The organism is Paracraurococcus ruber (genome assembly GCF_004353985.1).
GTDB lineage: Bacteria > Pseudomonadota > Alphaproteobacteria > Acetobacterales > Acetobacteraceae > Paracraurococcus > Paracraurococcus ruber.
The window spans coordinates 1-21,477 of the sequence record NZ_SMOA01000015.1 but is presented as its reverse complement, the minus strand read 5'-3'; the positions used below and the strand labels follow the sequence as shown (position 1 = coordinate 21,477).

The 21,477-nt window shown below is 73.0% G+C and carries 18 protein-coding genes and 1 pseudogene; 12 read left to right on the top strand and 7 right to left on the bottom strand.

Features of this window, described 5'->3' with window-relative positions; genetic code table 11:
* Positions 1 to 26: 26 nt before the first annotated feature.
* The 4 genes from E2C05_RS05420 to E2C05_RS05405 form a co-directional block, all read right to left on the bottom strand.
* Positions 27 to 1,763, bottom strand: coding sequence for an ABC transporter ATP-binding protein (locus E2C05_RS05420; RefSeq protein ID WP_133218585.1), 1,737 nt, complete (start codon positions 1,761 to 1,763; stop codon positions 27 to 29).
* Between the two features lie 79 nt (positions 1,764 to 1,842).
* The gene (gene gyrB, locus E2C05_RS05415; protein WP_133218584.1) at positions 1,843 to 4,293 is read right to left on the bottom strand and encodes a DNA topoisomerase (ATP-hydrolyzing) subunit B; all 2,451 of its coding nucleotides are present in this window, start codon (positions 4,291 to 4,293) and stop codon (positions 1,843 to 1,845) included.
* 66 nt (positions 4,294 to 4,359) lie between these two features.
* Complete coding sequence (gene recF, locus E2C05_RS05410; protein WP_133218583.1) at positions 4,360 to 5,535, bottom strand: DNA replication/repair protein RecF; 1,176 nt, start codon at positions 5,533 to 5,535, stop codon at positions 4,360 to 4,362.
* 22 nt (positions 5,536 to 5,557) lie between these two features.
* On the bottom strand, positions 5,558 to 5,884 hold the full coding sequence (locus tag E2C05_RS05405) for a TIGR02300 family protein (protein ID WP_133218582.1): 327 nt from the start codon (positions 5,882 to 5,884) through the stop codon (positions 5,558 to 5,560).
* 145 nt (positions 5,885 to 6,029) lie between these two features.
* Between E2C05_RS05405 and aroA the strand changes: the two genes are divergently transcribed.
* The 8 genes from aroA (at position 6,030) to E2C05_RS05365 (ending at position 13,950) form a co-directional block, all read left to right on the top strand.
* Positions 6,030 to 7,379 (top strand): 3-phosphoshikimate 1-carboxyvinyltransferase, encoded by a 1,350-nt coding sequence (gene aroA, locus E2C05_RS05400; protein ID WP_133218581.1) that lies wholly within the window; start codon positions 6,030 to 6,032, stop codon positions 7,377 to 7,379.
* Positions 7,376 to 8,023 carry a (d)CMP kinase gene (gene cmk / locus E2C05_RS05395; RefSeq protein ID WP_240046592.1) on the top strand — a complete coding sequence of 216 codons (648 nt, stop codon included), beginning with the start codon at positions 7,376 to 7,378 and terminating at the stop codon, positions 8,021 to 8,023. Before aroA ends, cmk begins: the two co-directional genes overlap by 4 nt.
* A 401-nt stretch (positions 8,024 to 8,424) precedes the next feature.
* Entirely contained in the window at positions 8,425 to 10,143 is a 1,719-nt protein-coding gene (gene rpsA, locus E2C05_RS05390) for a 30S ribosomal protein S1 (protein ID WP_133218580.1), read from the top strand.
* 224 nt (positions 10,144 to 10,367) lie between these two features.
* Positions 10,368 to 11,279, top strand: a complete 912-nt coding sequence (gene sppA / locus E2C05_RS05385; RefSeq protein WP_133218579.1) for a signal peptide peptidase SppA — start codon at positions 10,368 to 10,370, stop codon at positions 11,277 to 11,279.
* Between the two features lie 308 nt (positions 11,280 to 11,587).
* The gene (gene ihfB, locus E2C05_RS05380) at positions 11,588 to 11,914 is read left to right on the top strand and encodes an integration host factor subunit beta (RefSeq protein ID WP_133218578.1); all 327 of its coding nucleotides are present in this window, start codon (positions 11,588 to 11,590) and stop codon (positions 11,912 to 11,914) included.
* Positions 11,915 to 12,192: 278 nt separating this feature from the next.
* Positions 12,193 to 12,540, top strand: a complete 348-nt coding sequence (locus E2C05_RS05375; protein ID WP_133218577.1) for a LapA family protein — start codon at positions 12,193 to 12,195, stop codon at positions 12,538 to 12,540.
* A 4-nt stretch (positions 12,541 to 12,544) separates the two neighbouring features.
* A complete protein-coding gene (gene pyrF / locus E2C05_RS05370; protein ID WP_192912419.1) occupies positions 12,545 to 13,258 on the top strand; it encodes an orotidine-5'-phosphate decarboxylase in 714 nt (237 codons plus the stop codon).
* Positions 13,255 to 13,950 (top strand): phosphoribosylanthranilate isomerase, encoded by a 696-nt coding sequence (locus E2C05_RS05365; RefSeq protein WP_133218576.1) that lies wholly within the window; start codon positions 13,255 to 13,257, stop codon positions 13,948 to 13,950. The genes pyrF and E2C05_RS05365 overlap by 4 nt, the downstream gene beginning before the upstream one ends.
* 673 nt (positions 13,951 to 14,623) lie before the next feature.
* Here the strand turns inward: E2C05_RS05365 and ubiM are convergent.
* A complete protein-coding gene (gene ubiM, locus E2C05_RS05355; protein WP_133218574.1) occupies positions 14,624 to 15,817 on the bottom strand; it encodes a 5-demethoxyubiquinol-8 5-hydroxylase UbiM in 1,194 nt (397 codons plus the stop codon).
* Between the two features lie 187 nt (positions 15,818 to 16,004).
* Here ubiM and trpB point away from each other — a divergent pair, with 187 nt between their 5' ends.
* The 4 genes from trpB (at position 16,005) to E2C05_RS05335 (ending at position 20,386) form a co-directional block, all read left to right on the top strand.
* On the top strand, positions 16,005 to 17,255 hold the full coding sequence (gene trpB, locus E2C05_RS05350) for a tryptophan synthase subunit beta (RefSeq protein ID WP_207191706.1): 1,251 nt from the start codon (positions 16,005 to 16,007) through the stop codon (positions 17,253 to 17,255).
* Entirely contained in the window at positions 17,252 to 18,070 is an 819-nt protein-coding gene (gene trpA / locus E2C05_RS05345) for a tryptophan synthase subunit alpha (RefSeq protein WP_133218573.1), read from the top strand. Before trpB ends, trpA begins: the two co-directional genes overlap by 4 nt.
* Positions 18,071 to 18,167: 97 nt before the next feature.
* Complete coding sequence (accD, locus tag E2C05_RS05340; protein ID WP_133218572.1) at positions 18,168 to 19,100, top strand: acetyl-CoA carboxylase, carboxyltransferase subunit beta; 933 nt, start codon at positions 18,168 to 18,170, stop codon at positions 19,098 to 19,100.
* Positions 19,097 to 20,386 carry a bifunctional folylpolyglutamate synthase/dihydrofolate synthase gene (locus tag E2C05_RS05335; protein WP_133218571.1) on the top strand — a complete coding sequence of 430 codons (1,290 nt, stop codon included), beginning with the start codon at positions 19,097 to 19,099 and terminating at the stop codon, positions 20,384 to 20,386. The genes accD and E2C05_RS05335 overlap by 4 nt, the downstream gene beginning before the upstream one ends.
* A 500-nt stretch (positions 20,387 to 20,886) precedes the next feature.
* Here the strand turns inward: E2C05_RS05335 and E2C05_RS34540 are convergent, their stop codons facing one another.
* Both E2C05_RS34540 and E2C05_RS35380 read right to left on the bottom strand, forming a co-directional pair.
* Positions 20,887 to 21,108, bottom strand: a complete 222-nt coding sequence (locus tag E2C05_RS34540) for a hypothetical protein (RefSeq protein WP_240046591.1) — start codon at positions 21,106 to 21,108, stop codon at positions 20,887 to 20,889.
* 90 nt (positions 21,109 to 21,198) lie between these two features.
* Positions 21,199 to 21,294: pseudogene (locus E2C05_RS35380) on the bottom strand (zinc-ribbon domain-containing protein); the annotation flags it as partial.
* Between the last annotated feature and the right edge of the window lie 183 nt (positions 21,295 to 21,477).

Sequence of the window (21,477 nt, the reverse complement as noted above, 5' to 3'; positions counted from 1 at the left end):
GATCCTGCAAGCCGCGCCGCCGCCCGTCAGGCGCTGAGCGGCCGCGGCTCCCGCGCGAATTGCGCATCGTGCAACGCCCGATACAGGCCGCCGCGGGCCAGCAGCTCGGCATGCGTGCCCTGTTCCGCCACGCCGCCATCCGCCACCACCAGGATGCGGTCGGCATTGCGGATCGTCGCCAGCCGGTGGGCGATCACCAGGGTGGTCCGGCCCCGCGCCAGCTCCGCCAGGGAGGCCTGGATCGCCCGCTCCGTCTCCGTGTCCAGCGCGCTGGTCGCCTCGTCCAGGATCAGCAGCGGCGGGTCCTTGATGAAGATGCGGGCGATGGCCAGCCGCTGCTTCTGCCCGCCCGACAGCCGCACCCCCCGCTCCCCGATCGCTGTGTCCAGGCCTTCGGGCAGTTCGGCGATCACCTCTTCCAGGCGGGCGCGGCGCGCCGCCTCCCGCAACTCCGCCTCGGTCGCGCCAAGGCGGCCATAGGCGATGTTCTCGCGCAGCGTGCCGGCGAAGAGGAAGACATCCTGCGGCACGATGCCGATCTGGCCGCGCAGGCTTTCCAGCGTCATCTCCCTGATGTCCATGCCGTCCACCGTTATCCGACCGGCCTGGACGTCATAGAAGCGCGGCAGCAGGGAGCAGATGGTGGTCTTGCCGGCGCCGGAGGGGCCGACCAGCGCGACCGTCGTCCCCGGCGCCACCTCCAGCGCCAGGTCCCGCAGCACCGGACGGTCGGCGGCATAGCCGAAGCGCACGCCCTCGTAGCGCACCGCGCCGCGCAGCCGGGGCGCCGGGCGGGCCCCCGGCCGGTCCGTCACCTCGGGCGCGATGGCCATGAGTGCGAGGTAGCTGCGGAAGCCGGCGATGCCCTTCGGATAAGTCTCGATCACCGCGCTGATCTTGTCGAGGGGGCGGTAGAACACGCCGACCAGCAGCAGGAAGGCGACGAAGTCACCAGTGGACAGCGACCCGCGCACGATCAGCAGCGCTCCGGCCAGCATCACCGCCACCTGCACCAGCCGCAGGCCCAGGTAGTTCAGCGTGTTGCCCGCCGCCATGGTGCGGTAGGCATCCAGCTTGGTGGTGCGGTAGCGGTCGTTGTCGGCGGCGAAGAGCCGGCGCTCATGCGCCTCGTTCGCGAAGGCCTGCACCACGCGGATGCCGCCCACCGCTTCCTCGATCCGCGCATTGAAGGCGCCGACACGGCCGAACTGCGCCTGCCAATTGGCGGTCATCCGCCCGCCGTAATGCGCCACCACCCAGGCGACCGCCGGCACCACCGCCAGGGTCAGCAAGGCGAGGGTGGGGCTGACCACCAGCATCAGCGCGAAGGCACCGAGGAAGGTCAGCACCGCGATCAGCAGGTCCTCCGGCCCGTGATGCGCGACCTCCCCGATATCCTCGAGATCCTTCGTCAGCCGCCCCACCAGATGGCCGGTCTTCTGCCCGTCATAGAAGCGGAAGGAGAGGGCGAGGAGATGATCGAAGGCGCGCCGGCGCAGCTCCGTCTCGATGGCGATGCCCAGCACATGGCCCCAATAGGTGACGATGGCCATCAGCCCGGCATTGGCGGCATAGACCGCCAGCAGCCCGAGCGCCGCGGCGGTGATGAGCACGAGGTCGCCCTGCGGCAGCAGCCGGTCCACGAAGGCCCGCACCGCCATGGGGAAGCCGAGCTCCAGCAGGCCCGAGAGGGCTGCGCAGCCGAAATCGAGCAGCAGCAGGCGCGTGTGGGGGCGGTAGAAGGCCAGGAACTGGCGAAGCATCCAAACACCCTCCGAGAGGGGCTTTGCCCCTCTCGGGCTCTCCCCACCAAAGGCCGAAAGGCCTTTGGAAACCGTGAGTCTAGACGTCCAGGTTGGCGACCTTGAGCGCGTTTTCGACGATGAACTCGCGGCGCGGATCCACGACGTCGCCCATCAGGGTGGAGAAGACATTCTCCGCATCCTCGGTGTCGCCCAGCTTCACCTGCAGCTGGGTGCGCACCGCCGGGTCCAGCGTGGTCTTCCAGAGCTGCTCCGGGTTCATCTCGCCCAGGCCCTTGAAGCGCTGGATCGTCAGCCCCTTGCGGCCCTGCGCCAGGATGCGGTCCAGCGCCATGGCCGGGCCCATGACCGGCGCCTCATGGCCATCGATGGTCAGGCGCGCCGATTCCCCGAAATCACGCGCCAGCGCCTCCCGCCGTTCGTCCAGCCAGCGCGCCTCGGCGCTTCGCAGCGCGGTCGGCGTCAGCGCATGCCGCTCCATCACGCCGCGCACCGTGCGCCAGAGCAGCAGCCCGGTCTCCCCGGGCGCCGCATTCCAGTGCCGCTCGGTGGGCAGGGCCAGCGCATTCAGCCGCGCCACCAGCGCCGCCGCGGCGCCGGTCGCCCGCTCCGGCTCCATGGTCAGGGCGCCGGCGACCGCCGCCTGCTCCACGATCTCGGCCGGGACATTTGCCGCCAGCCGGCGGATGCGGGATGCGACCTGCCGCAGCTGCTCCGCCTCCGCCCGCAGCGCGTCGCCCGACAGGGCGCGGCCGTCGCCGAGCATGAGGGTGGCGCCGGCCACCGCCTTCTCCAGCAGGTAGTCCTCCAGCGCCCTGTCGTCCTTCAGGTAGCGCTCGTCGTTGCCGCGCTTGGCGCGATACAGCGGCGGCTGGGCGATGTAGAGATGGCCGCGGGTTATCAGCTCCGGCATCTGCCGGAAGAAGAAGGTGAGCAGCAGCGTCCGGATATGGCTGCCGTCCACATCGGCGTCGGTCATGATGACGATGCGGTGGTAGCGCAGCTTGTTGGCGTCGAAACCGCCCTTGGCCGGCTCCCCCGGGCCGATGCCGGTACCGAGCGCGGTGATCAGCGTGCCGATCTCGGCGGAGGACAGCATCTTGTCCACCCGCGCCCGCTCGACATTCAGGATCTTGCCCTTCAGCGGCAGGATGGCCTGGAAGGCGCGGTTGCGGCCCTGCTTGGCGGACCCGCCGGCGCTATCACCCTCTACCAGGAAGATCTCGCACTTGGACGGGTCCTTCTCCTGGCAATCGGCCAGCTTGCCCGGCAGGGTCGAGATGTCGAGCGCGTTCTTCCGCCCGACCTTCTCCCGCGCCAGCTGGGCCGCTTTCCGCGCCGCGGCCGCCAGCACCACCTGCTCGAGGACGGTCTTGGCTTCCTTCGGATGCGTCTCGAACCAGTGGGACAGGGCGTCGGCGACCGCCATGTGCACCACCGGCTGCACCTCGGACGACACCAGCTTGTCCTTGGTCTGGGAGGAGAATTTCGGGTCCGGCACCTTCACCGAGAGGACGGCGGTCAGCCCCTCCCGCATGTCGTCGCCGATCAGCTCGACCTTCTCCTTCTTCGCCAGGTCCTCGGCATATTTCATCACGATGCGGGTCAGCGCCTGGCGGAAGCCGGCCTGGTGGGTGCCGCCGTCGCGCTGCGGGATGTTGTTGGTGAAGCACAGCGCCACCTCGCGCGGGCTGTTGTTCCACCACATCGCCAGCTCGACGCGGATGCCGACATCCGTGTCCTTGCTGACCAGGCTGATCGGCGGCCGGAACAGCGGTTCCTTGCCCTGGTCCAGCCACTCGACGAAGGCGGTCAGCCCGCCCTTGAACTGGAAGAAGACCTCCTGCGCCGGGACATGCCTGTCGTCCTTCAGCGCGATGGCGAGGCCGCTGTTGAGGAAGGCCAGCTCGCGCAGGCGGCGTTCCAGGATGGCGAACTCGTACTCGACCTTGGTGAAGGTGCCCGAGGACGGCTTGAAGGTCACCTCGGTGCCGCCGCGCTCCGCGGACGGGCCGACGACCTTCAGCGGGACGACGGTGTCGCCATGCTCGAAGCGGATGAAATGCTCCACCCCGCCGCGCCAGATCTTCACGTCCATCCATTCGGACAGGGCATTCACCACGGCGGCGCCGACGCCATGCAGGCCGCCCGAGACCTTGTAGGAGTTCTGGTTGAACTTGCCGCCGGCATGCAGGCGGGTCAGCACCACCTCGGCGGCGGAGATCCCCTCCTCCTCATGGATGTCGACGGGAATGCCGCGGCCATCGTCGCGGACGGTGACGGACCCGTCGCCGTTCAGCGTGACCTCGACACGGGTGGCATAGCCGGCCTGTGCCTCGTCGACCGCATTGTCGATGATCTCGAAGGCCATGTGGTGCAGGCCGGAGCCGTCATCGGTATCGCCGATATACATGCCCGGGCGCTTCCGCACGGCCTCCAGGCCACGGAGCACGGTGATCGATGCGCTATTGTAATCGGCCCCATTCTGCTCAGCAGGGGTCGGTTCGGCGCGCGCGGCGGGGTCGCTCATGCCGGCGGCAAACTCCTCAGGTCACGGGGGCTGGAAACACGCTCTATATATAGGGATTCGCTGACCTTACGGCACGGGAAAATCCGTATCGGCAACGAGCTGCCCCGGCGCGGCGCGAAATGCCTGGGCGACGCCGCGCAGGGGGGCGAAGACCGCCGCATCGGTGCCGGTCAGGAAGGCCTGGGCGGGCAGCCCCACCAGGGCCTCGAACAGCGCCTCGCGCCGCGGCGCGTCCAGATGCGCCGCCACCTCGTCCAGCAGCAGCAGCGGGGCGAAGCCGCGGGCGCCGGCGATCAGCGTGGCATGCGCCAGCACCACGGCCACCAGCAGTGCCTTCTGCTCGCCCGTGGAGCACAGCGCCGCCGGCAGGTCCTTGGGCGCGTGGGTGAAGAGCAGGTCGGCCCGGTGCGGGCCGCTGAGCGTCGCGCCGGCCGCAGCATCCCGCCCGCGGGCGGCCGCCCAATCCGCCCGTAGCCGGTCTTCCACCGCCAGGGCCGGCGACTCGGCCAGCGCGGCCGCGACCGGGCATTGCAGACCCAGCCGCGCCGCCGGGAAGGCGCCGGTCACGCCGCCCGACAGGGTCGCGTTCAGCCGCCCCACCAGGCCGCGGCGGGACGCGGCGGCGGCCACCCCGTGGCATGCCATGGCGTCCTCCAGCCCCGCCAGCCAGGCCGGGTCGGGACGCAGGCCCTCCCGCCGCTCCTGCGCCAGCAGGCGGTTGCGCTGCGCCATGGCGTTGTCATAGGCCGCGACCTCCCGCGCATGGTGCGGCTCCAGCGCCCAGACCAGGCGGTCCAAGAAGCGGCGGCGGTCGCCGGCGCCGTCCTGGAACAGCCGGTCCATCTGCGGGGTCAGCCAGACCGCGGCCACCCGCTCGGCCAGGTCGGCCTGGGTGCGGATGGGGCTGCCTTCCAGCCGGAAGATCCGCCGCTCCGGCGGCCCGCCATCCGGCGTGCCGGTGCCGATGTCGAACTCGGTGCCGGTGGTGTCGCAGAAGCGGCCGGCCGCCGCCCAGGGAAGGGGGGCGCCGCCCTGCTGCCGGCCAAGCTCGGCCGTCCGCGCCCCGCGCAGCCCGCGGCCGGGGCCGAGCAGGCTGATCGCCTCCAGCAGGTTGGTCTTGCCGGCGCCATTCGGGCCGGCGACCAGCACGATGCGCGCCTGGAACGGCACCTTCAGGTCCGGCCAGCTACGGAAGTCCCGCAGCATCAGGCGGGTGAGCGAGAGGGCGGGCGGGGGCGCCATGCAGCGCCCTCCGGCCCGCGGGTCAGGTCTCCTCGTCGCGGTCGCTCTCGACCTCCAACTCCTCGCCGATCTGGTCGGCGTCGTCCTCGAGCTCCTCGGCGTCCTCGACCGCCTCGTCGCCCTCGACGTCTTCCAGTTCCACCTCGTCGGCCTCCGCCTCCGGCACCACGACGCGCTTCTTCACGCGGTCATCGACGGGCAGGGCACCGGCGGCGCGGCGCAGGCGCGGCTGCTCGGCCGGCTGCTCCGTCCCGCATTTCGGGCAGGTAGCGGGCGTCCGCAGCAGGTCGTAGAACTTCGTGGAACAGGCGACGCAGACGCGCTTGAGGCCCAGTTCGGGCTTGGCCATTGGGGAAGCCTCGTCAAGGAAGGCCATCCGCGCGCGGCACGGGGCGGGCCCCGGCATGGGGCGCCCCGGGTGGTGGCTGCGGACGGACGGCCGAAATTCAGCCGGGGCGATTGCCACGGGGGGGCGCGCGTGTCAAACGCGCCGGATGGCCCACCCCGCTGCCCCGCAGCCGCTGCGCGCCGCGGCGCCCGGCGGCGGCCTTTCCGGCCGCCATGCCGTCCCCGGCGACAAATCCATCAGCCACCGTGCCCTGATGTTCGGCGCGCTCGCCGTCGGCACCACCGAGATCTCCGGCCTGCTGGAGGGCGAGGACGTGCTCCGCACCGCCGCCGCCATGCGGGCGCTGGGGGCGGAGGTCGAGCAGCTTGGCCCCGGCGCCTGGCGCGTCGCCGGCCGCGGCGTCGGCGGCCTGGTCGAACCCGCCGATGTGCTGGACATGGGCAATAGCGGCACCGCCGCCCGGCTGCTCTGCGGCCTGCTGGCCGGCCACCCGATCTTCGCGGTGATGACCGGCGACGCATCGCTGCGGAAGCGGCCGATGAAGCGTGTCACGGAACCGCTCTCGGCCACCGGCGCCAGCTTTTGGACGCGGGAGGGCGGGCGGCTGCCGCTGGCGGTGCGCGGCGCCGCCGAGGCGCTGCCGCTGGACTACACGCTGCCGGTCGCTTCGGCGCAGGTGAAGTCGGCCTGCCTGCTGGCCGGGCTCTGCGCCCGCGGGACCACGCGCGTGGTCGAGCCCGAGCGCACCCGCGACCACACCGAGAACATGTTGCGGCATTTCGGCGCGACCGTCCGGGTGGAGGATGTGGCGCAGGGCCGGCTGATCGAGCTGGAGGGGCAGCCGGAACTGATCGCGGCACCCATCCTGGTGCCTGGCGACCCGTCCTCGGCCGCCTTCCTGCTGGTGGCGGCGCTGCTCGTGCCCGGCTCCCGCGTGACGGTCGAGAATGTCGGGCTGAACCCGCTGCGCACCGGGTTGTTCACCACCCTGCGGGAGATGGGCGCGCGGCTGAGCGTGGCGAATGCCCGCGTGGCAGGCGGCGAGCCGGTCGGCGACGTCACGGCCGAGTACGGCCCGCTCCGCGCCGTCGAGGTGCCACCCGGCCGTGCCCCTTCGATGATCGACGAATATCCCGTGCTGGCCGTCGCCGCCGCTGCGGCCGAGGGCGAGACGCGCATGCGCGGCCTGTCCGAGCTGCGGGTGAAGGAGAGCGACCGGCTGGCCGCCACCGCCGCGCTGCTGGCGGTGAACGGCATCGCGGCGCGGATCGAGGGCGACGACCTGGTCGTGCAGGGGACCGGCGGCGGGATTCCGGGCGGCGGAACCGTCGCGACCCATATGGACCACCGCCTGGCGATGAGCGCGCTGGTCATGGGCCTCGCGGCCCGTGCCCCCGTGGCGGTGGACGATGCGGCCTTCATCGAGACCAGCTTTCCCGGCTTCGCCGCGCTGCTGAACCGCGCCGCCGGCGGCGCCCCGATCGGGCCGGCGTGACATTGCCCGCAGCCGAGGCGCTGGTCGTCGCGGTGGACGGGCCGGCGGCGGCCGGCAAGGGCACGCTGGCCCGCCGGCTGGCGGCCGAGCTCGGGCTACCGCATCTCGACACCGGTCTGCTCTACCGCGCCACCGGCCGCCGGGTGCTGGATGCCGGGGGCGACCCGCGCGACCCCGCGATCGCCGAGGCCGCCGCCCGCGCCCTGCTGCCCGCCGACCTGGCGCGCGGCGACCTGCGCGGGCCGGAGGCCGATGCGGCCTCCTCCGCCGTGGCCGCCATCCCCGCCGTGCGGGCGGCGCTGCTGGACTGGCAGCGCGAATTCGGGCGGCGCCACGGCGCGGTGCTGGACGGGCGGGACATCGGCACCGTGGTCTTCCCGGACGCGCCGGTGAAGCTGTTCGTCACCGCCAGCGCCGAGGAGCGGGCCCGACGGCGCTTCCGCGAATTGCAGGCGCGCGGCGTCGCCGCCGACCCGGCGCAGGTGCTGGCCGAGCTGCAGGCGCGGGACGCGCAGGACAGCCGGCGCGCCGTGGCGCCGCTGGTGCCGGCGGCGGATGCGGTGGTGCTCGATACCAGCGACCTCGATGCGGATGCCGCCTTCGCGGCGGCGCTGCGGGTCGTGCGGGCGCGGTTCGGCGGCTGAGCGCAAGGCTGAAGCCGGATCCGACCCGACTTGCCCGCATCGCCGCGACGGGTGCCCGATGCCGGCTGCCCGATGCCCGGGGCGGCACCCGATCCGGCTACATACGATTCCGCTTGACGCCCATTCCGCAAAGGCTTAGCGATCCTCACCCGCGCGCCTAGGGGGGCCGCGGCGTTCGTGTTTCCGGGGTCCGCTTGTCGGGCCCACGGCACGGGCCGGTAACGGGCGGGCCGATACGCCGCCCTCGCACCAGGGTCGCCAGGCGCCTCCGGTCCCCGTCCTGTGGGCGGTCCGGCGCCGGACCAAGCCGTGCTCGTTCGCCCCCGGCGCAAGGCCGGGTCCGCGGCGGGGGCGCAGGGCACTTGCCCGCATCCGCGGGCTTCCCAGGAACAGACCGCTACATGGCAACCGCCACCAGCCTCGCCCACGACGCGGGGTCCGAGGACTTCGCCGCACTGCTCGATGCCACGCTCGGGCCCGATACCGGCTTCGCCGGCTCGGTCGTCTCCGGCCGCGTGATCCGCATCGATGACGACTACGCTGTCGTGGATGTCGGGCTGAAGAGCGAGGGGCGCGTCCCCCTCAAGGAATTCGCGCCGCAGGGCGCCAAGCCCGAGGTGAAGGCCGGCGACGTCGTCGAGCTCTTCGTCGAGCGCTACGAGGACCGGGACGGCTCCATCGTCCTGTCGCGCGAGAAGGCGCGGCGCGAGGAGGCCTGGACCAACCTCGAGAAGGCCTATCAGGCGCAGCAGCGCGTGAACGGCACCATCTTCGGCCGCGTCAAGGGCGGCTTCACCGTCGACCTCGGCGGCGCCGTGGCCTTCCTGCCCGGCAGCCAGGTCGATATCCGCCCGGTGCGCGATGTCGGGCCGCTGATGGGCAGCCCGCAGCCCTTCCAGATCCTCAAGATGGACCGGGCCCGCGGCAACATCGTGGTGTCCCGCCGCGCGGTGCTGGAGGAGACGCGCGCCGAGCAGCGCAGCGAGCTGATCCAGGGCCTGAAGGAGGGCATGATCCTCGACGGCGTGGTGAAGAACATCACCGACTACGGCGCTTTCGTGGACCTGGGCGGCGTCGACGGCCTGCTGCACGTCACGGACATCGCCTGGCGCCGCATCAACCACCCGAGCGAGGCGCTGACCATCGGCCAGCCGGTGAAGGTGCAGGTCATCCGCTTCAACCCGGAGACCCAGCGCATCAGCCTCGGCATGAAGCAGCTGATGGCCGATCCCTGGGACGGCGTGGCGATCAAGTACCCGGTCAACGCCAAGTTCAGCGGCCGCGTGACCAACATCACCGACTACGGCGCCTTCGTGGAGCTGGAGCCGGGCGTCGAGGGCCTGGTCCATGTCTCCGAGATGAGCTGGACCAAGAAGAACGTCCATCCGGGCAAGATCGTCGCCACCTCGCAGGAGGTGGACGTGATGATCCTCGACGTGGACGAGCCGAAGCGGCGCATCTCGCTCGGCCTCAAGCAGGCCCAGGGCAACCCCTGGGAGCTGTTCCTCGAGGCGCATGCCCCGGGCTCCGAGGTCGAGGGCGAGATCCGCAACATCACCGAGTTCGGCCTCTTCATCGGCCTCGGCCCGGACCTGGACGGCATGGTGCACATGTCGGACATCTCCTGGGACGAGCCGGGCGAGCAGGCGATGGCGCGCTTCAACAAGGGCGACGTCGTCAAGGCCAAGGTGCTGGACGTGGATGTCGAGAAGGAGCGCATCTCGCTCGGCATCAAGCAGCTCCAGGCCGACCCGGCCGCCGAGGTGCTGGACAAGGTCCGCAAGGGCGACATCGTCACCTGCGTGGTCACCCAGGTGCAGGCCAACGGCATCGAGGTGAAGGTCGAGGAGGTCCTGACCGGCTTCATCCGCCGCGCCGAGCTGGCGCGGGACCGCGGCGACCAGCGCCCCGACAAGTTCGCCGTGGGCGAGAAGGTGGATGCCAAGGTCGTGGCGGTGGACCGCGCCGCGCGCCGCCTGTCCCTGACCATCAAGGGCAAGGAGATCGAGGAGGAGCGCGAGGCGATGAAGGAGTTCGGCTCGACCGACTCCGGCGCGTCGCTGGGCGACATCCTCGGCGCCGCCATCCGCCGCCGCCGCGAGATGGCCGGCGAGGAGTAGGCCGGCGCCGCATCGCGCGGCACGGGCCCGGTGCCCGGCTTGCCCCGACCGCCGCCACCGGCGGGGAAGGGGTGGGCCGGCAGGCCACCGGGAGCATCTTTGGGGGAGCGGGCCGCGAGGTCCGCTCCTTTTTTTGGCCGCGGGGCACGGCGCCGCGGCGCGGGGGCGGGACCCTGGTCGCGGCGGCGCCCCGCCCCAACATCCCCGGGGATCTGGAGCACCCCATGGCCCTCGAGACCGACCTGCTGATCGACCGCCGCCGCCTGAAGCGCCGCCTGGCGCTGTGGCGCGCCTTCGCGGTGCTGCTGCTGCTGGGCGGGGTGCTGGCCCTGGCCGGGCAGGGCCTGCCGGACCGGCTGGGCGGCGGGCATGTGGTGCGGCTGCCGGTAGAAGGATTCATCTCCGACGACCGCAAGCTGGCCGAGGCGATCGAGAAGCTGGGCAAGGAGGAGTCGGCGAAGGCCGTCATCGTCTCCATCGACAGCCCGGGCGGTAGCGTCGGCGGCGGAGAGATGCTGCACCAGGCGCTGCTGCGGTTGCGGGAGAAGAAGCCGGTGGTGGCGGTGCTGCGCGGCACCGCCGCCTCGGCCGGCTACATGACGGCGGTGGCCGCCGAGCGGATCTGGGCCCGCGATTCGACCGTGACCGGGTCGATCGGCGTGCTGCTGCAGACGCCGGATGCCTCGGACCTGCTGGCGCGGCTCGGGCTGCGGATGGAGACGATTCGCTCCGGCCCGCTGAAGGACCAGCCCAGCCCCTTCCGTCCGCTGACCGAGGAAGGCCGGGCCGAGCTGCAGCGGGTGATCGGCGACATGTATGAGCAGTTCCTCGGCATGGTGGTCGCCGGCCGCAGGCTGCCGGAGGAAACGGTGCGTCCGCTGGCCGATGGCCGGGTCTTCACCGGCCGGCAGGCGCTGACCGCCGGGCTGGTGGACGCCATCGGCGGGGAGCGGGAGGCACGGGCCTGGCTGGCGGCCGAGAAGGGCGTGCCGGAGGATTTGCCGATACGCGACCTGGAGCTTCGCGGCGCTGCCGAGAGGCTGGTCGGCGCGGCCTGGCAGGGGGTGGTGAAAACCCTTGTTTCAGAATGGCTTGGCGTTGACGGCTTCCGGCTGCTCTGGCAGCCTGCGCGCTAGGGCAGATCGTCGTCGGAGAGACTCGTCCGAAGGCGGGAGGATGCCCTGCAAACAATGGCCAGGGCAGGCTGCGCGAGCGAGGGCGAGGGCGGCATGCCTCAGGGCCTGCGGGGACGGGGTGGCGGGTCGGTCCTTCGGGGTGCCGGCGCGGCGGGATGGGGCAGGGGCCAGGCGGATGCGCGCAGCATCGGCGCAGGAATCCCCCCATGCGGCGCGCGGTGCCCCGCTGGCCGGCCGGCCTGTCGTCGCGGCAGGCGCTGATCCGGACCCACCCCCCGGGCCGGACCACACTGCGGGATCGTCGGTGCATGACCAAGAGCGAACTGATCGCCCAGTTGGCGGCGGAGAACCCCCATCTCCGCCAGCCGGATATCGAGCTGATCGTGGCGACCATCTTCGACGAGATCACCGCGGCACTCGCGCGCGGCGACCGGGTGGAGCTGCGCGGCTTCGGCGCCTTTTCCGCCAAGAAGCGCGATGCGCGGACCGGCCGTAACCCGCGCACCGGCGCGGCGGTGCCGGTGGCCGGGAAGGCGGTGCCTTACTTCAAGCCGGGCAAGGAATTGCGGGAACGGGTGAATGGCGGCGAGCCGCAGGCGGCCGCCCGCACGCCGCGGCCGCGGGTCGACGCCTGACGCGGCATCCGGCGCCACGCTCGATCCGGCCGATCCCGCCGGCGCAGCCCCCACCATCGCGTTCATGCCGGGCATGGATCGCTGGGCGCCAGGCACCGGCCCCAGACGGCGGTGGGACGGCGGCCCGGACCGCCCGGCCCCGGTCCCGGTCCCGGTCCCGGAGGCCGGGTGATCGACTCCGCCGCCCGTCGCAATCGCGTGCCGCCTTGCCTCGCGGGGCATTTCCAGTTCCACCGCGCCGCGGTACGCATGCCGCGCGCCCCACGGAGAGGACCCCGATGCGCTGGCTTGTCCTGCTGCCCCTGCTCGTGCTGCTCGTGCTGTTCGGCCTGTCCAACCAGCAGGAGGCCACGCTGACGCTCTGGCCCACCGAGCTGAGCTGGACCGGGCCGCTCTACATCGCCGTCCTGGCGATCGGCGCGGTGTTCTTCCTGTTGGGCGCGCTGGTCACCTGGTTCGCCAGCTTCCCGCATCGCAGCCGCGCCCGCCGCATGGAGGAATCCGCCCGCGTGCTGGAAGCCGAGCTGGCGGCGCAGCGCGCCGCAGCCGCCCGGCAGGTCGGGCCGGTGCCGCCGCGGGCTTCCGCCGGCACCGGGCTGGTGCCGGTACAGCGTTCGGCCGCCTGAGCGCGTGCTGGCGCGCCCGAGCACGGCCGCGGCGCGGCTGATCCCGGCCATCGACACGGCGGATCCGGCCAAGGCCGCGGCGCTGGCGGCGGCGCTTGCCGCCCGCTGCGGCGCGCTGAAGCTGGGGCTGGAGCTGTTCACGGCGGAGGGGCCGCGGGCGGTCCGGGCCATGGCGGCGCTGGCGCCGGTCTTCCTCGACCTGAAGTTGCACGACATCCCGAACACCGTCGCCGGCGCGGTGCGGTCGCTGCTGCCGCTGAAGCCGGCGATGCTGACGCTGCACGGCGCCGGCGGCCCGGCCATGATCGCCGCGGCGCGGGAGGCGGCGGAGAAGGCCGGCGCGGCGCGGCCGGTCCTGCTGGCGGTGACGGTGCTGACCAGCCTGGATGCCGCCACCCTGGCGGCCACCGGCATCGCCGGCGGGCCGGTGCAGCAGGTGCTGCGCCTGGCGCGGCTGGCGCTGGAGGCCGGGGCGGATGGCCTGGTCTGCTCGCCCCAGGAGGTGGCGCGCATCCGCGACGCCTTCGGCCAGGCGCCCATGCTGGTGGTGCCGGGCGTGCGCCCGGCCGGCCATGCCGCCGGCGACCAGGCCCGCACGGCGACGCCGGCCGAGGCGGTGGCGGCCGGCGCCGACTGGATCGTGGTCGGCCGGCCCATCACCGGCGCGGCCGACCCGGCGGCGGCGGCGGCGGCGATCGCCGAGAGCCTTCCGGCGTGACGCTCGTCAAGATCTGCGGGGTGAAGGACGCGGCCGGCTTCGATGCCACGGTGGCCGCCGGGGCGGATTTCGTCGGCTTCGTCTTCTACCCGCCCTCGCCCCGGGCGGTGACGCCGGACGCGGCGGCCGCGCTGTCGGCGCGGGCGGCGGGTGGGCCGAAGCGGGTCGGGCTGTTCGTCGACCCGACGGATGCGCTGCTGGCGGCGGTGCTGGCGGCGGTGCCGCTGGACCTCGTCCAACTCCACGGAGAGGAGACGCCGGCCCGTGCCGCCGAGGTTCGGGCGCGCTTCGGCCGGCCGGTGATGAAGGCGCTGGGCATCGCGGTGCCGGCGGACCTGGCGCTGCTCGAGGCCTATGCCCCGGTGGTCGATCGTTTCCTGCTGGATGCCAAGCCGCCGCCGGGCGCCAGCCTGCCGGGCGGCAATGCCGCCGCCTTCGACTGGCGGCTGGTGGCGGGGCGGGCGATCCCGCGCCCCTGGCTGCTGGCCGGCGGCCTGACGCCGGAGACGGTGCGGGATGCCGTGCGGCAGACCGGTGCGCCGGGGGTGGATGTCTCCTCCGGTGTCGAGCGCGCCCGCGGCGTGAAGGACCCTGACAGGATCGCGGCCTTCGTGTCGGCGGCGAAGGCGGAAGGGGGGGTCTCGAAGGGGGGCGTTGCCGCTTTCGCCAGGTCTGGGGCGGAGCCCCGGTAGGTTCAGGCGGCACGCCGAAGGTCGCTGGCGGCCGCGTGCAGTTGCTCATCCCTGGGTCCACAGCCCGCGCCCCTGCGCCCGGCCGAGGCCAGCGGGTGGGCGTCCACCTGACCGATGCCGCGCCCGGCCGGCCCCCGCTTCGGCGATGAGGCGCGGCACCGCCGGATCGGTGGCGAGCATGGCCCCGGTCAGGTCCGGCGGAGCGTCCAGGATCCCCGCCTGCTGCCGCAGCGGGTCGAGGGCGATCTCCCCCCGATGACGAAGGGGTGGGTGAGGATCCGGCCTCGATCCAAGAGGGTGCTGGGCGCCGGGTCGCCGGCCCGCGATGGTCCGTCCAGATCATGGGTGTCTACCGGGATCACTCGGCCGTGGCGGGGCCTCCGGCGCCGGGTCCGCCCCGCCGACGCGACATGCGCCCTCGCGCTCGATCAGCGCCTTCAGGGCGTCGCGCGCCAGGCGGGACGTACCCTGGATGCCGGTCGGGACCCGGGCCCTGGCCAGGAGGTTGCCATCGAAAGCGATGGTGGCGCGCATCGCACGGATGCAGCACCGGAAGATCGTGGCGGTGTCTAAAGCGGTTTCCGTTCGCCTTGGCTCTCGGCAACCGCTCCAGCCATTTGGCAGGACGAGCATCGTCACCCGCTCAGGTGAGTCCACCTGAGCGGGATCTGCCCTAAGCCGGCGCCAGCCCGCCGTCGCGGTCCATCAGCCCGGCCACGATCGCCCCCCGCACCAGCGGCAGCCGCGCGCCGAGGCCGAGCACCGCCTCCCGCGCCAGCCGCGCCGGCAGCCGGTCATCGGTGAAGAGCCCGGCCACGGCATTGGTCGCCGTGTAGAGCGGCCAGGTGGCGCGGCGATGCGTCGCCTGGTAGCGCGCGAGCAGGGCGGGCGCACCGATATCGCCACCGCGGGCGGCAGCCGCGCGGATCCCGGCCGACAGGCTCGCCGCCCCGCGCAGGCCGAGATTGTACCCATGCGCCGTGACCGGATGCATGCCGACCGCGGCATCGCCCAGCAGGGCGAAGCGCGGGCCGGCGAAGCGCGCGGCATAGGTGGCTACCAGCGGATAGACATGCCGCGTCCCGGCCGCCCGCATGGCGCCGAGCCGGCCGCCATAGCGCCGCGTGACCTCTGCCGCGAAGGCGGCGTCGTCGAGCGCCATGAGCCGGGCCGTCTCGCGCTCCGGCAGGGTCAGCACCGCCGAGGACAGGTTGCCGTTCAGCGGCAGCATGGCGATGGTCTGGCCATGGCCGAACCATTCGGTGGCGACATGGCGGTGCGGCAGGTCATGCCCGAGGCGGGCGACCAGCATGGCGCGGCCCATGTCATGCATCCTGGCCGGGATGCCCATGCGGCGCCGCAGGGTGGAGAAGCGCGTGTCGGCCGCAACCACCAGCCGGGCCGCCAGCGTGCCGCCCTGGGACAGCCGCAGCCGGGCCTCGCCGGGGGCGGTCTCGATATCCTCGGCCGCGGTGCCGGGCAGCAGGGTGATGTCGGGACGGCCGGCCAGGCCCTCGAACAGGGCGCGGCGGATGCGGTGGTTGGGCACCAGCCAGCCCAGCGGCCCGGCCTGCCGCCCGGCTGCGTCGAAGCGCAGCGCCTGGCGCGGCTGCGGGCCGTTCAGCACCACCGCCTCCCGCAGCGGCGACACCTCCGCGGCGGGCAGCCGCGCCCAGGCGCCGATGCGTTCCAGGACGGTCCGGGAATGGTGGGTCAGCGCGATCTCCCGCCCGTCGAAGGCAGGATCGGCCAGCGCCGCTTCCGGCTGGCGGTCGAGCAGGGCGATGCGCAGGCCCGTGCCGGCCAGGGCGAGGGCGAAGGCGAGCCCGGCCGGACCAGCCCCGGCGATGGCGATGTCGAACTGCATGCAACTCCTCTCCGCCTTCGGGCGGCCTGAACCCCGTGGGCGGGCGGCGGCCCGGCGCCCGTCACGCCCCATGGGCAACGTCCCCTGGGCGAGGTCCTCTGGGCAACGCAGCACGGCCGCATCCCGTTGACCCCGCCCTACCCGGGCGCGGCGCGGCAGGCTATGAGCAGCCGCAAATCCGCTGGGAATGCAGGACGTGACCAAGATCGTGCCGCCCAATTCCTTCCGCCAGGGGCCGGATGGCCGCGGCCGCTTCGGCCAGTTCGGCGGCCGCTTCGTGGCCGAGACGCTGATGCCGCTGATCCTGGAGGTCGAGAAGGCCTATGAGGCGGCGAAGCGCGACCCGCAATTCGACGCGGAGTGGCGGCGCCTGCTGACGCATTACGTGGGCCGGCCCAGCCCGCTCTGGCATGCCGAGCGGATGACAGAGCACCTGCGCAAGGGCGCGGCCCCCGGCAAGGGCGCCAAGGTCTACTTCAAGCGCGACGAGCTGAACCACACCGGCGCGCACAAGATCAACGCGGTGCTGGGCCAGATCCTGCTGGCGAGGCGCATGGGCAAGACCCGCATCATCGCCGAGACCGGCGCCGGCCAGCACGGCGTGGCGACGGCGACCGCCTGCGCGCTGTTCGACCTGCCCTGCACCGTGTTCATGGGCGCGACCGATGTGGAGCGGCAGCAGCCCAACGTCTTCCGCATGAAGCTGCTGGGCGCCGAGGTCCGGCCGGTGACCTCCGGCGCCGCGACCTTGAAGGACGCGATGAACGAGGCGCTGCGCTACTGGGTCGCCAATGTCGAGGACACCTATTACTGCATCGGCACGGTGGCCGGCCCGCACCCCTATCCGGCGATGGTCCGCGACTTCCAGAGCGTGATCGGCACCGAGGCGCGGGCGCAGATGCAGGAGGCCGAGGGGCGGCTGCCAGATGCGCTGGTCGCCGCCATCGGCGGCGGGTCGAACGCGATGGGGCTGTTCTACCCCTTCCTCGACGACCCGGAGGTGCAGATGATCGGCGTCGAGGCCGCCGGCCGCGGCCTGCACACGGAAGAGCATGCCGCGAGCCTGGAGAAGGGCCGCCCCGGCGTGCTGCACGGCAACCGCATGTACCTGCTGCAGGATGCCGACGGCCAGGTGCAGGAGGCGCATTCGATCAGCGCTGGCCTCGACTATCCGGGCGTCGGGCCGGAGCATTCCTGGCTGCACGAGCTGGGCCGGGTGGAGTATGTCGGCGCGACCGATGACGAGGCGCTGGCCGCCTTCCAGCTCTGCTCCAAGCTCGAAGGCATCATCCCGGCGCTGGAGCCGGCGCATGCGCTGGCCGAGGTGATCCGGCGCGCGCCGCAGATGGACCGCGAGCAGATCCTGCTGATGAATCTCTGCGGCCGCGGCGACAAGGACATCTTCACCGTCGCGCGCCACCTGGGAGTCGAGATGTGAGCCGCATCGCGCAACGCTTCGCCGACCTGAAGCGGGACGGGCGCGGCGCGCTCGTCACCTATCTGCAGGCCTATGACCCCGATCCGGCGACCTCGCTCGCCATCCTGCGCGGGCTGCCGGGCGCCGGCGCCGATGTCATCGAGATCGGCGTGCCCTTCACCGACCCCATGGCGGACGGGCCATCGATCCAGCGCGCGGCGCTGCGGGCGCTGAAGGCCGGCGCCACGCTGTCGCGCGTGCTGGCCATGGTGCGCGACTTCCGGCGGGAGGATGCGGCGACGCCGGTGGTGCTCATGGGCTACTACAACCCCATCCTGGCCTATGGGGTGCAGCGCTTCTGCACCGATGCGGCGGGGTCCGGCGTGGACGGGCTGATCATCGTGGACCTTCCGCCGGAGGAAGCGGACGAGGTCGAGCCGCATGCGAAGGCCGAAAGCCTCGACCTGATCCGGCTGGTGGCGCCCACCACGGACGAGGCGCGGTTGCCCCGCGTGCTCGGCGCCACCTCGGGCTTCGTCTACTACGTCTCCATCGCCGGGATCACCGGGACGAAAAGCGCGACGAGCGCGAGCCTGGAGCAGGCGATCCCGCGCATCCGCCGCCACACCCAGCTGCCGGTCTGCATCGGCTTCGGCATCCGCACGCCGCAACAGGCCGCGGAGGCGGCGCGGCTGGGCGACGGCGCGGTCGTAGGCACCGCGCTGGTGGATACGCTGGCGGCCAGCCTGGACGAGGACGGGCGGGCGAGGCCGGAGACGGTGCGCCAGGTGCTCGACCAGGTGCGGGGGCTGGCGGAGGCGATCCGGGCGGCCTGACGGCTGGCGGCGGCCGGGCGGCCGGGCCCGGGCGGCTGGCCCCCTTGCGCCGGCGGCCCCGCCGCGCCTACTTCGGCCGCGTGGGGGCGAGGACCCGATGAACTGGATCAGCGAATGGGCGCTGCCGAAGATCAAGACGCTCTTCGGCGCGCCACGCGAGGTGCCGGAGAACCTCTGGCACAAATGCCCCGGCTGCGAACAGATGGTCTTCCACCGGGACCTCGAGCGCAACCTGCATGTCTGCCCGCAATGCGGCCACCACATGCGCATCGGCGCCCGCCAGCGGCTGGACTACACGCTGGATGAGGGCTGGCAGCGGATCGAGCTGCCGAAGGCGCCGGCCGACCCGCTGCGCTTCCGCGACCAGCGCCGCTATGGCGACCGGCTGCGGGAAGCCCAGGCCAAGGCCGGGCAGGAGGATGCGGTGGTGGTCGCCCATGGCACCATCGAGGGCAACCGCGCCGTCGCCGCCGCCTTCGAGTTCAGCTTCATGGGCGGATCCATGGGCGCCGGGGTGGGGGAAGCGCTGGTCACCGCCGCCCGCCTGGCCGTGCTGCAGGATGCGCCGCTGGTGGTCTTCACCGCCTCGGGCGGGGCGCGCATGCAGGAAGGCGCGGTCTCGCTCATGCAGATGCCGCGCACCGTCATCGCCACCCGCATGGTCAAGGAAGCCGGCCTGCCCTTCATCGTGGTGCTGGCCGACCCCACCACCGGCGGCGTCACCGCCAGCTTCGCCATGCTGGGCGACATCCAGATCGCCGAGCCGGGCGCCCTCATCGGCTTCGCCGGCGCCCGGGTGATCGAGCAGACGGTGCGGGAGAAGCTGCCGGAAGGCTTCCAGCGCGCCGAATACCTGCTGGAGCACGGCATCCTCGACATGGTGGTCAAGCGCGGGGAGATGCGGCCGACCCTGGCGCGGCTGATCGGCCTGCTGCGCCAGGCGGAACGCCAGCCCGAGCCGGCGCGGACGCCGCCGCCCCTCGCCCTCGCTGCGCCGGCCGAGCCGGAGAGCGCCGGCCCCCTCGGGTGACGCCGGCCCCGACGGGACGCAGCGAGGCGATCATCGATCGCCTGCATGCGCTGCACCCGAAGCTGATCGATCTCAGCCTGGGCCGGCTGCTGGACCTGCTGGCGAAGCTCGGCCACCCGGAACGGGCGCTGCCGCCGGTCGTGCATGTGGCCGGCACGAACGGCAAGGGCAGCACCTGCGCCTTCCTGCGCGCCATCGCCGAGGCCGCCGGGCAGCGGGCGCATGTCTACACCTCCCCGCACCTGGTCCGCTTCCACGAGCGCATCCGGCTGGCCGGCGACCTGGTGTCGGAGGAAACGCTGGCCACGGCGCTGGAGGAGGTGGAGGCGGCGAATGCCGGCGCCCCCATCACCGTCTTCGAGATCACCACCGCCGTCGCCCTGCTGCTGTTCAGCCGGGTGCCGGCGGATGTGCTGATCCTGGAAGTCGGCCTCGGCGGCCGGTTCGACGCGACCAATGTGGTGGACCGGCCGGCCGCGACCGCGATCACCAGCATCTCCATGGACCACATGGAGTTCCTTGGCGATACGCTGGACAAGATCGCCTTCGAGAAGGCGGGCATCCTGAAGCCCGGCGTGCCCTGCGCCAGCGGGGCGCAGGCCGCGGCGGCGCTGGCGGTGATCCGCGACCGCGCCGCCGCGGTCGGGGCGCCCCTGCTGGTCCGCGATGGCGATTGGACGATCGCGCCGCGTGGCGACGGCCTGCGCTACGCGGATGCGCGCGGCGGGGTGGACCTGCCGCCGCCCGGGCTGCTCGGCCCGCACCAAGCGGACAATGCCGGCATCGCCATCGCCGCGCTGCGCGCCTGGAACCCGCCCTGGCTGACGGATCATGCCATCGCCACCGGCATCGGCGCGGCGCAGTGGCCCGGGCGGCTGCAACGCTTGCGCGGCGCCCTGGCCGACCTGCTGCCGCCCGATTGGGAGCTATGGCTGGATGGCGGCCACAATGCCGGCGGCGGCGCGGCGCTGGCGGCGCAATGCACCCTCTGGCAGGACCGGCCGCTGCACCTCGTCGTCGGGATGAAGGGCGGCAAGGCGGTGACGGAGTTCCTCCGGCCGCTGCTGCCGCTGGCCGGTACGCTCTGGGCGGTCACCGAGCCGGGGCAGCATCTGGCGACGCCGGTCGAGGTCATCATTGCGGCCAGCGGCGGCGCGGCGGCGCCGGGCCCGACGGTGGCGGCGGCGCTGGCGAAGCTGCCGCGCGGCGCCGGCCCGGCGCGGGTGCTGATCTGCGGCAGCCTCTACCTGGCGGGCGAGGTGCTGAAGCGGGACGCTGGCGCCTGAAGCAGATCCCGATCAGGTGGAATCACCCGATCGGGTGAAGATGCTCGTCGAGTCAAAAGATTAGAGCGGTTGCCGTGAGCCATGGCGAACGGAAGCCGCTCCGGTGTCCTGCCCGCTGCATTCGCAGCCACCGGCTGCGAATGCAGCGAATCAGCAGGCCAATGCAAACACAGGGGAGTGGTCCGAACCGAAGGGCGCTGCCAGTCGCGGCGAACTTCGGATTCGGGACACTGGGCAGCCGCATCACGCGATTCCCGGGGCGCCCCCGTCCCGCCATGGCGGCCGGCTCCGGGTGCGAAGGGCGCGAATGGCCGCAGGCGTCGGCTCGCGCGGCACGGATGGAGCGATGTCGCCGCGGCGAATCGCGGGTGGGCGCCTGGATGGTGGTGCCCGTCGCGGCGCGGATCGCGTCCTTCCGCGGCGACGCGAGCGGCCCCTGGCCGTCCATCGCAGGGTGGATTTGGCGCCGCGCGGGGTGGCCCACCGCGTCGCCATCCGCCTCAACCCTCGGCGATGCCCCCGACCAGGAGGTAGAGCCGTGCCGCCGGCGGCCAGGCTGCCACGATTTCCACCCGGAACAGCCAGAGCGCTGCCAGCATGCCGGCGAGGCTCAGCAGGGACGCCGCCCAGGCCGCGCGCAGGGCGAGACGGCCGCGATCCACCGAGGCCGCCGTCGGCAGCGGCGGGTCGATGGTCTGCGGTGCGCGCGGCGGCGGCCGCAAGGGGGGTGGCCGGTTCGCGGCGGCGGCTGGCGCGGGGGGCGGCGGCGGCGCTGGGGCCGGCGGCGGTTCGGCCGGCCCGACATGCCATTGATGGCTGCAGGCTTTGCACCGCAGGGTCCGGCCGACCCCGATCAGCCGGTCCGGGACCTCATAGGTGGCTTGGCAGGCCGGGCAGGTGATCCGCATCGCCGCCGCAATGTGCGGCCAAGGCGGCGTGGCCGCAAGCCACAGGGGCCTGATTCGTCAGTGGAAACCCGGCCGGACCATGGCCCGACGGCGATCGGCCGCGGCGGATGCCGCCGCAGCGCGATCGCCGCGGCCCTGCCACCGCCGGGCGTCGTCCCGGCGCCCCGCGCCGCGGCCTGCGGC

What these genes read in the sequence shown, in the direction of transcription:
- aroA (WP_133218581.1), top strand. Translation starts at nt 6,030, where the DNA reads ATGGCCCACCCCGCTGCCCCGCAGCCGCTGCGCGCCGCGGCGCCCGGC.
- recF (WP_133218583.1), bottom strand. Translation starts at nt 5,535, where the DNA reads ATGGCGCCCCCGCCCGCCCTCTCGCTCACCCGCCTGATGCTGCGGGAC.
- gyrB (WP_133218584.1), bottom strand. Translation starts at nt 4,293, where the DNA reads ATGAGCGACCCCGCCGCGCGCGCCGAACCGACCCCTGCTGAGCAGAAT.
- trpB (WP_207191706.1), top strand. Translation starts at nt 16,005, where the DNA reads ATGCAGGACGTGACCAAGATCGTGCCGCCCAATTCCTTCCGCCAGGGG.
- rpsA (WP_133218580.1), top strand. Translation starts at nt 8,425, where the DNA reads ATGGCAACCGCCACCAGCCTCGCCCACGACGCGGGGTCCGAGGACTTC.
- E2C05_RS05420 (WP_133218585.1), bottom strand. Translation starts at nt 1,763, where the DNA reads ATGCTTCGCCAGTTCCTGGCCTTCTACCGCCCCCACACGCGCCTGCTG.
- accD (WP_133218572.1), top strand. Translation starts at nt 18,168, where the DNA reads ATGAACTGGATCAGCGAATGGGCGCTGCCGAAGATCAAGACGCTCTTC.
- ihfB (WP_133218578.1), top strand. Translation starts at nt 11,588, where the DNA reads ATGACCAAGAGCGAACTGATCGCCCAGTTGGCGGCGGAGAACCCCCAT.
- E2C05_RS05375 (WP_133218577.1), top strand. Translation starts at nt 12,193, where the DNA reads ATGCGCTGGCTTGTCCTGCTGCCCCTGCTCGTGCTGCTCGTGCTGTTC.
- sppA (WP_133218579.1), top strand. Translation starts at nt 10,368, where the DNA reads ATGGCCCTCGAGACCGACCTGCTGATCGACCGCCGCCGCCTGAAGCGC.
- ubiM (WP_133218574.1), bottom strand. Translation starts at nt 15,817, where the DNA reads ATGCAGTTCGACATCGCCATCGCCGGGGCTGGTCCGGCCGGGCTCGCC.
- E2C05_RS05405 (WP_133218582.1), bottom strand. Translation starts at nt 5,884, where the DNA reads ATGGCCAAGCCCGAACTGGGCCTCAAGCGCGTCTGCGTCGCCTGTTCC.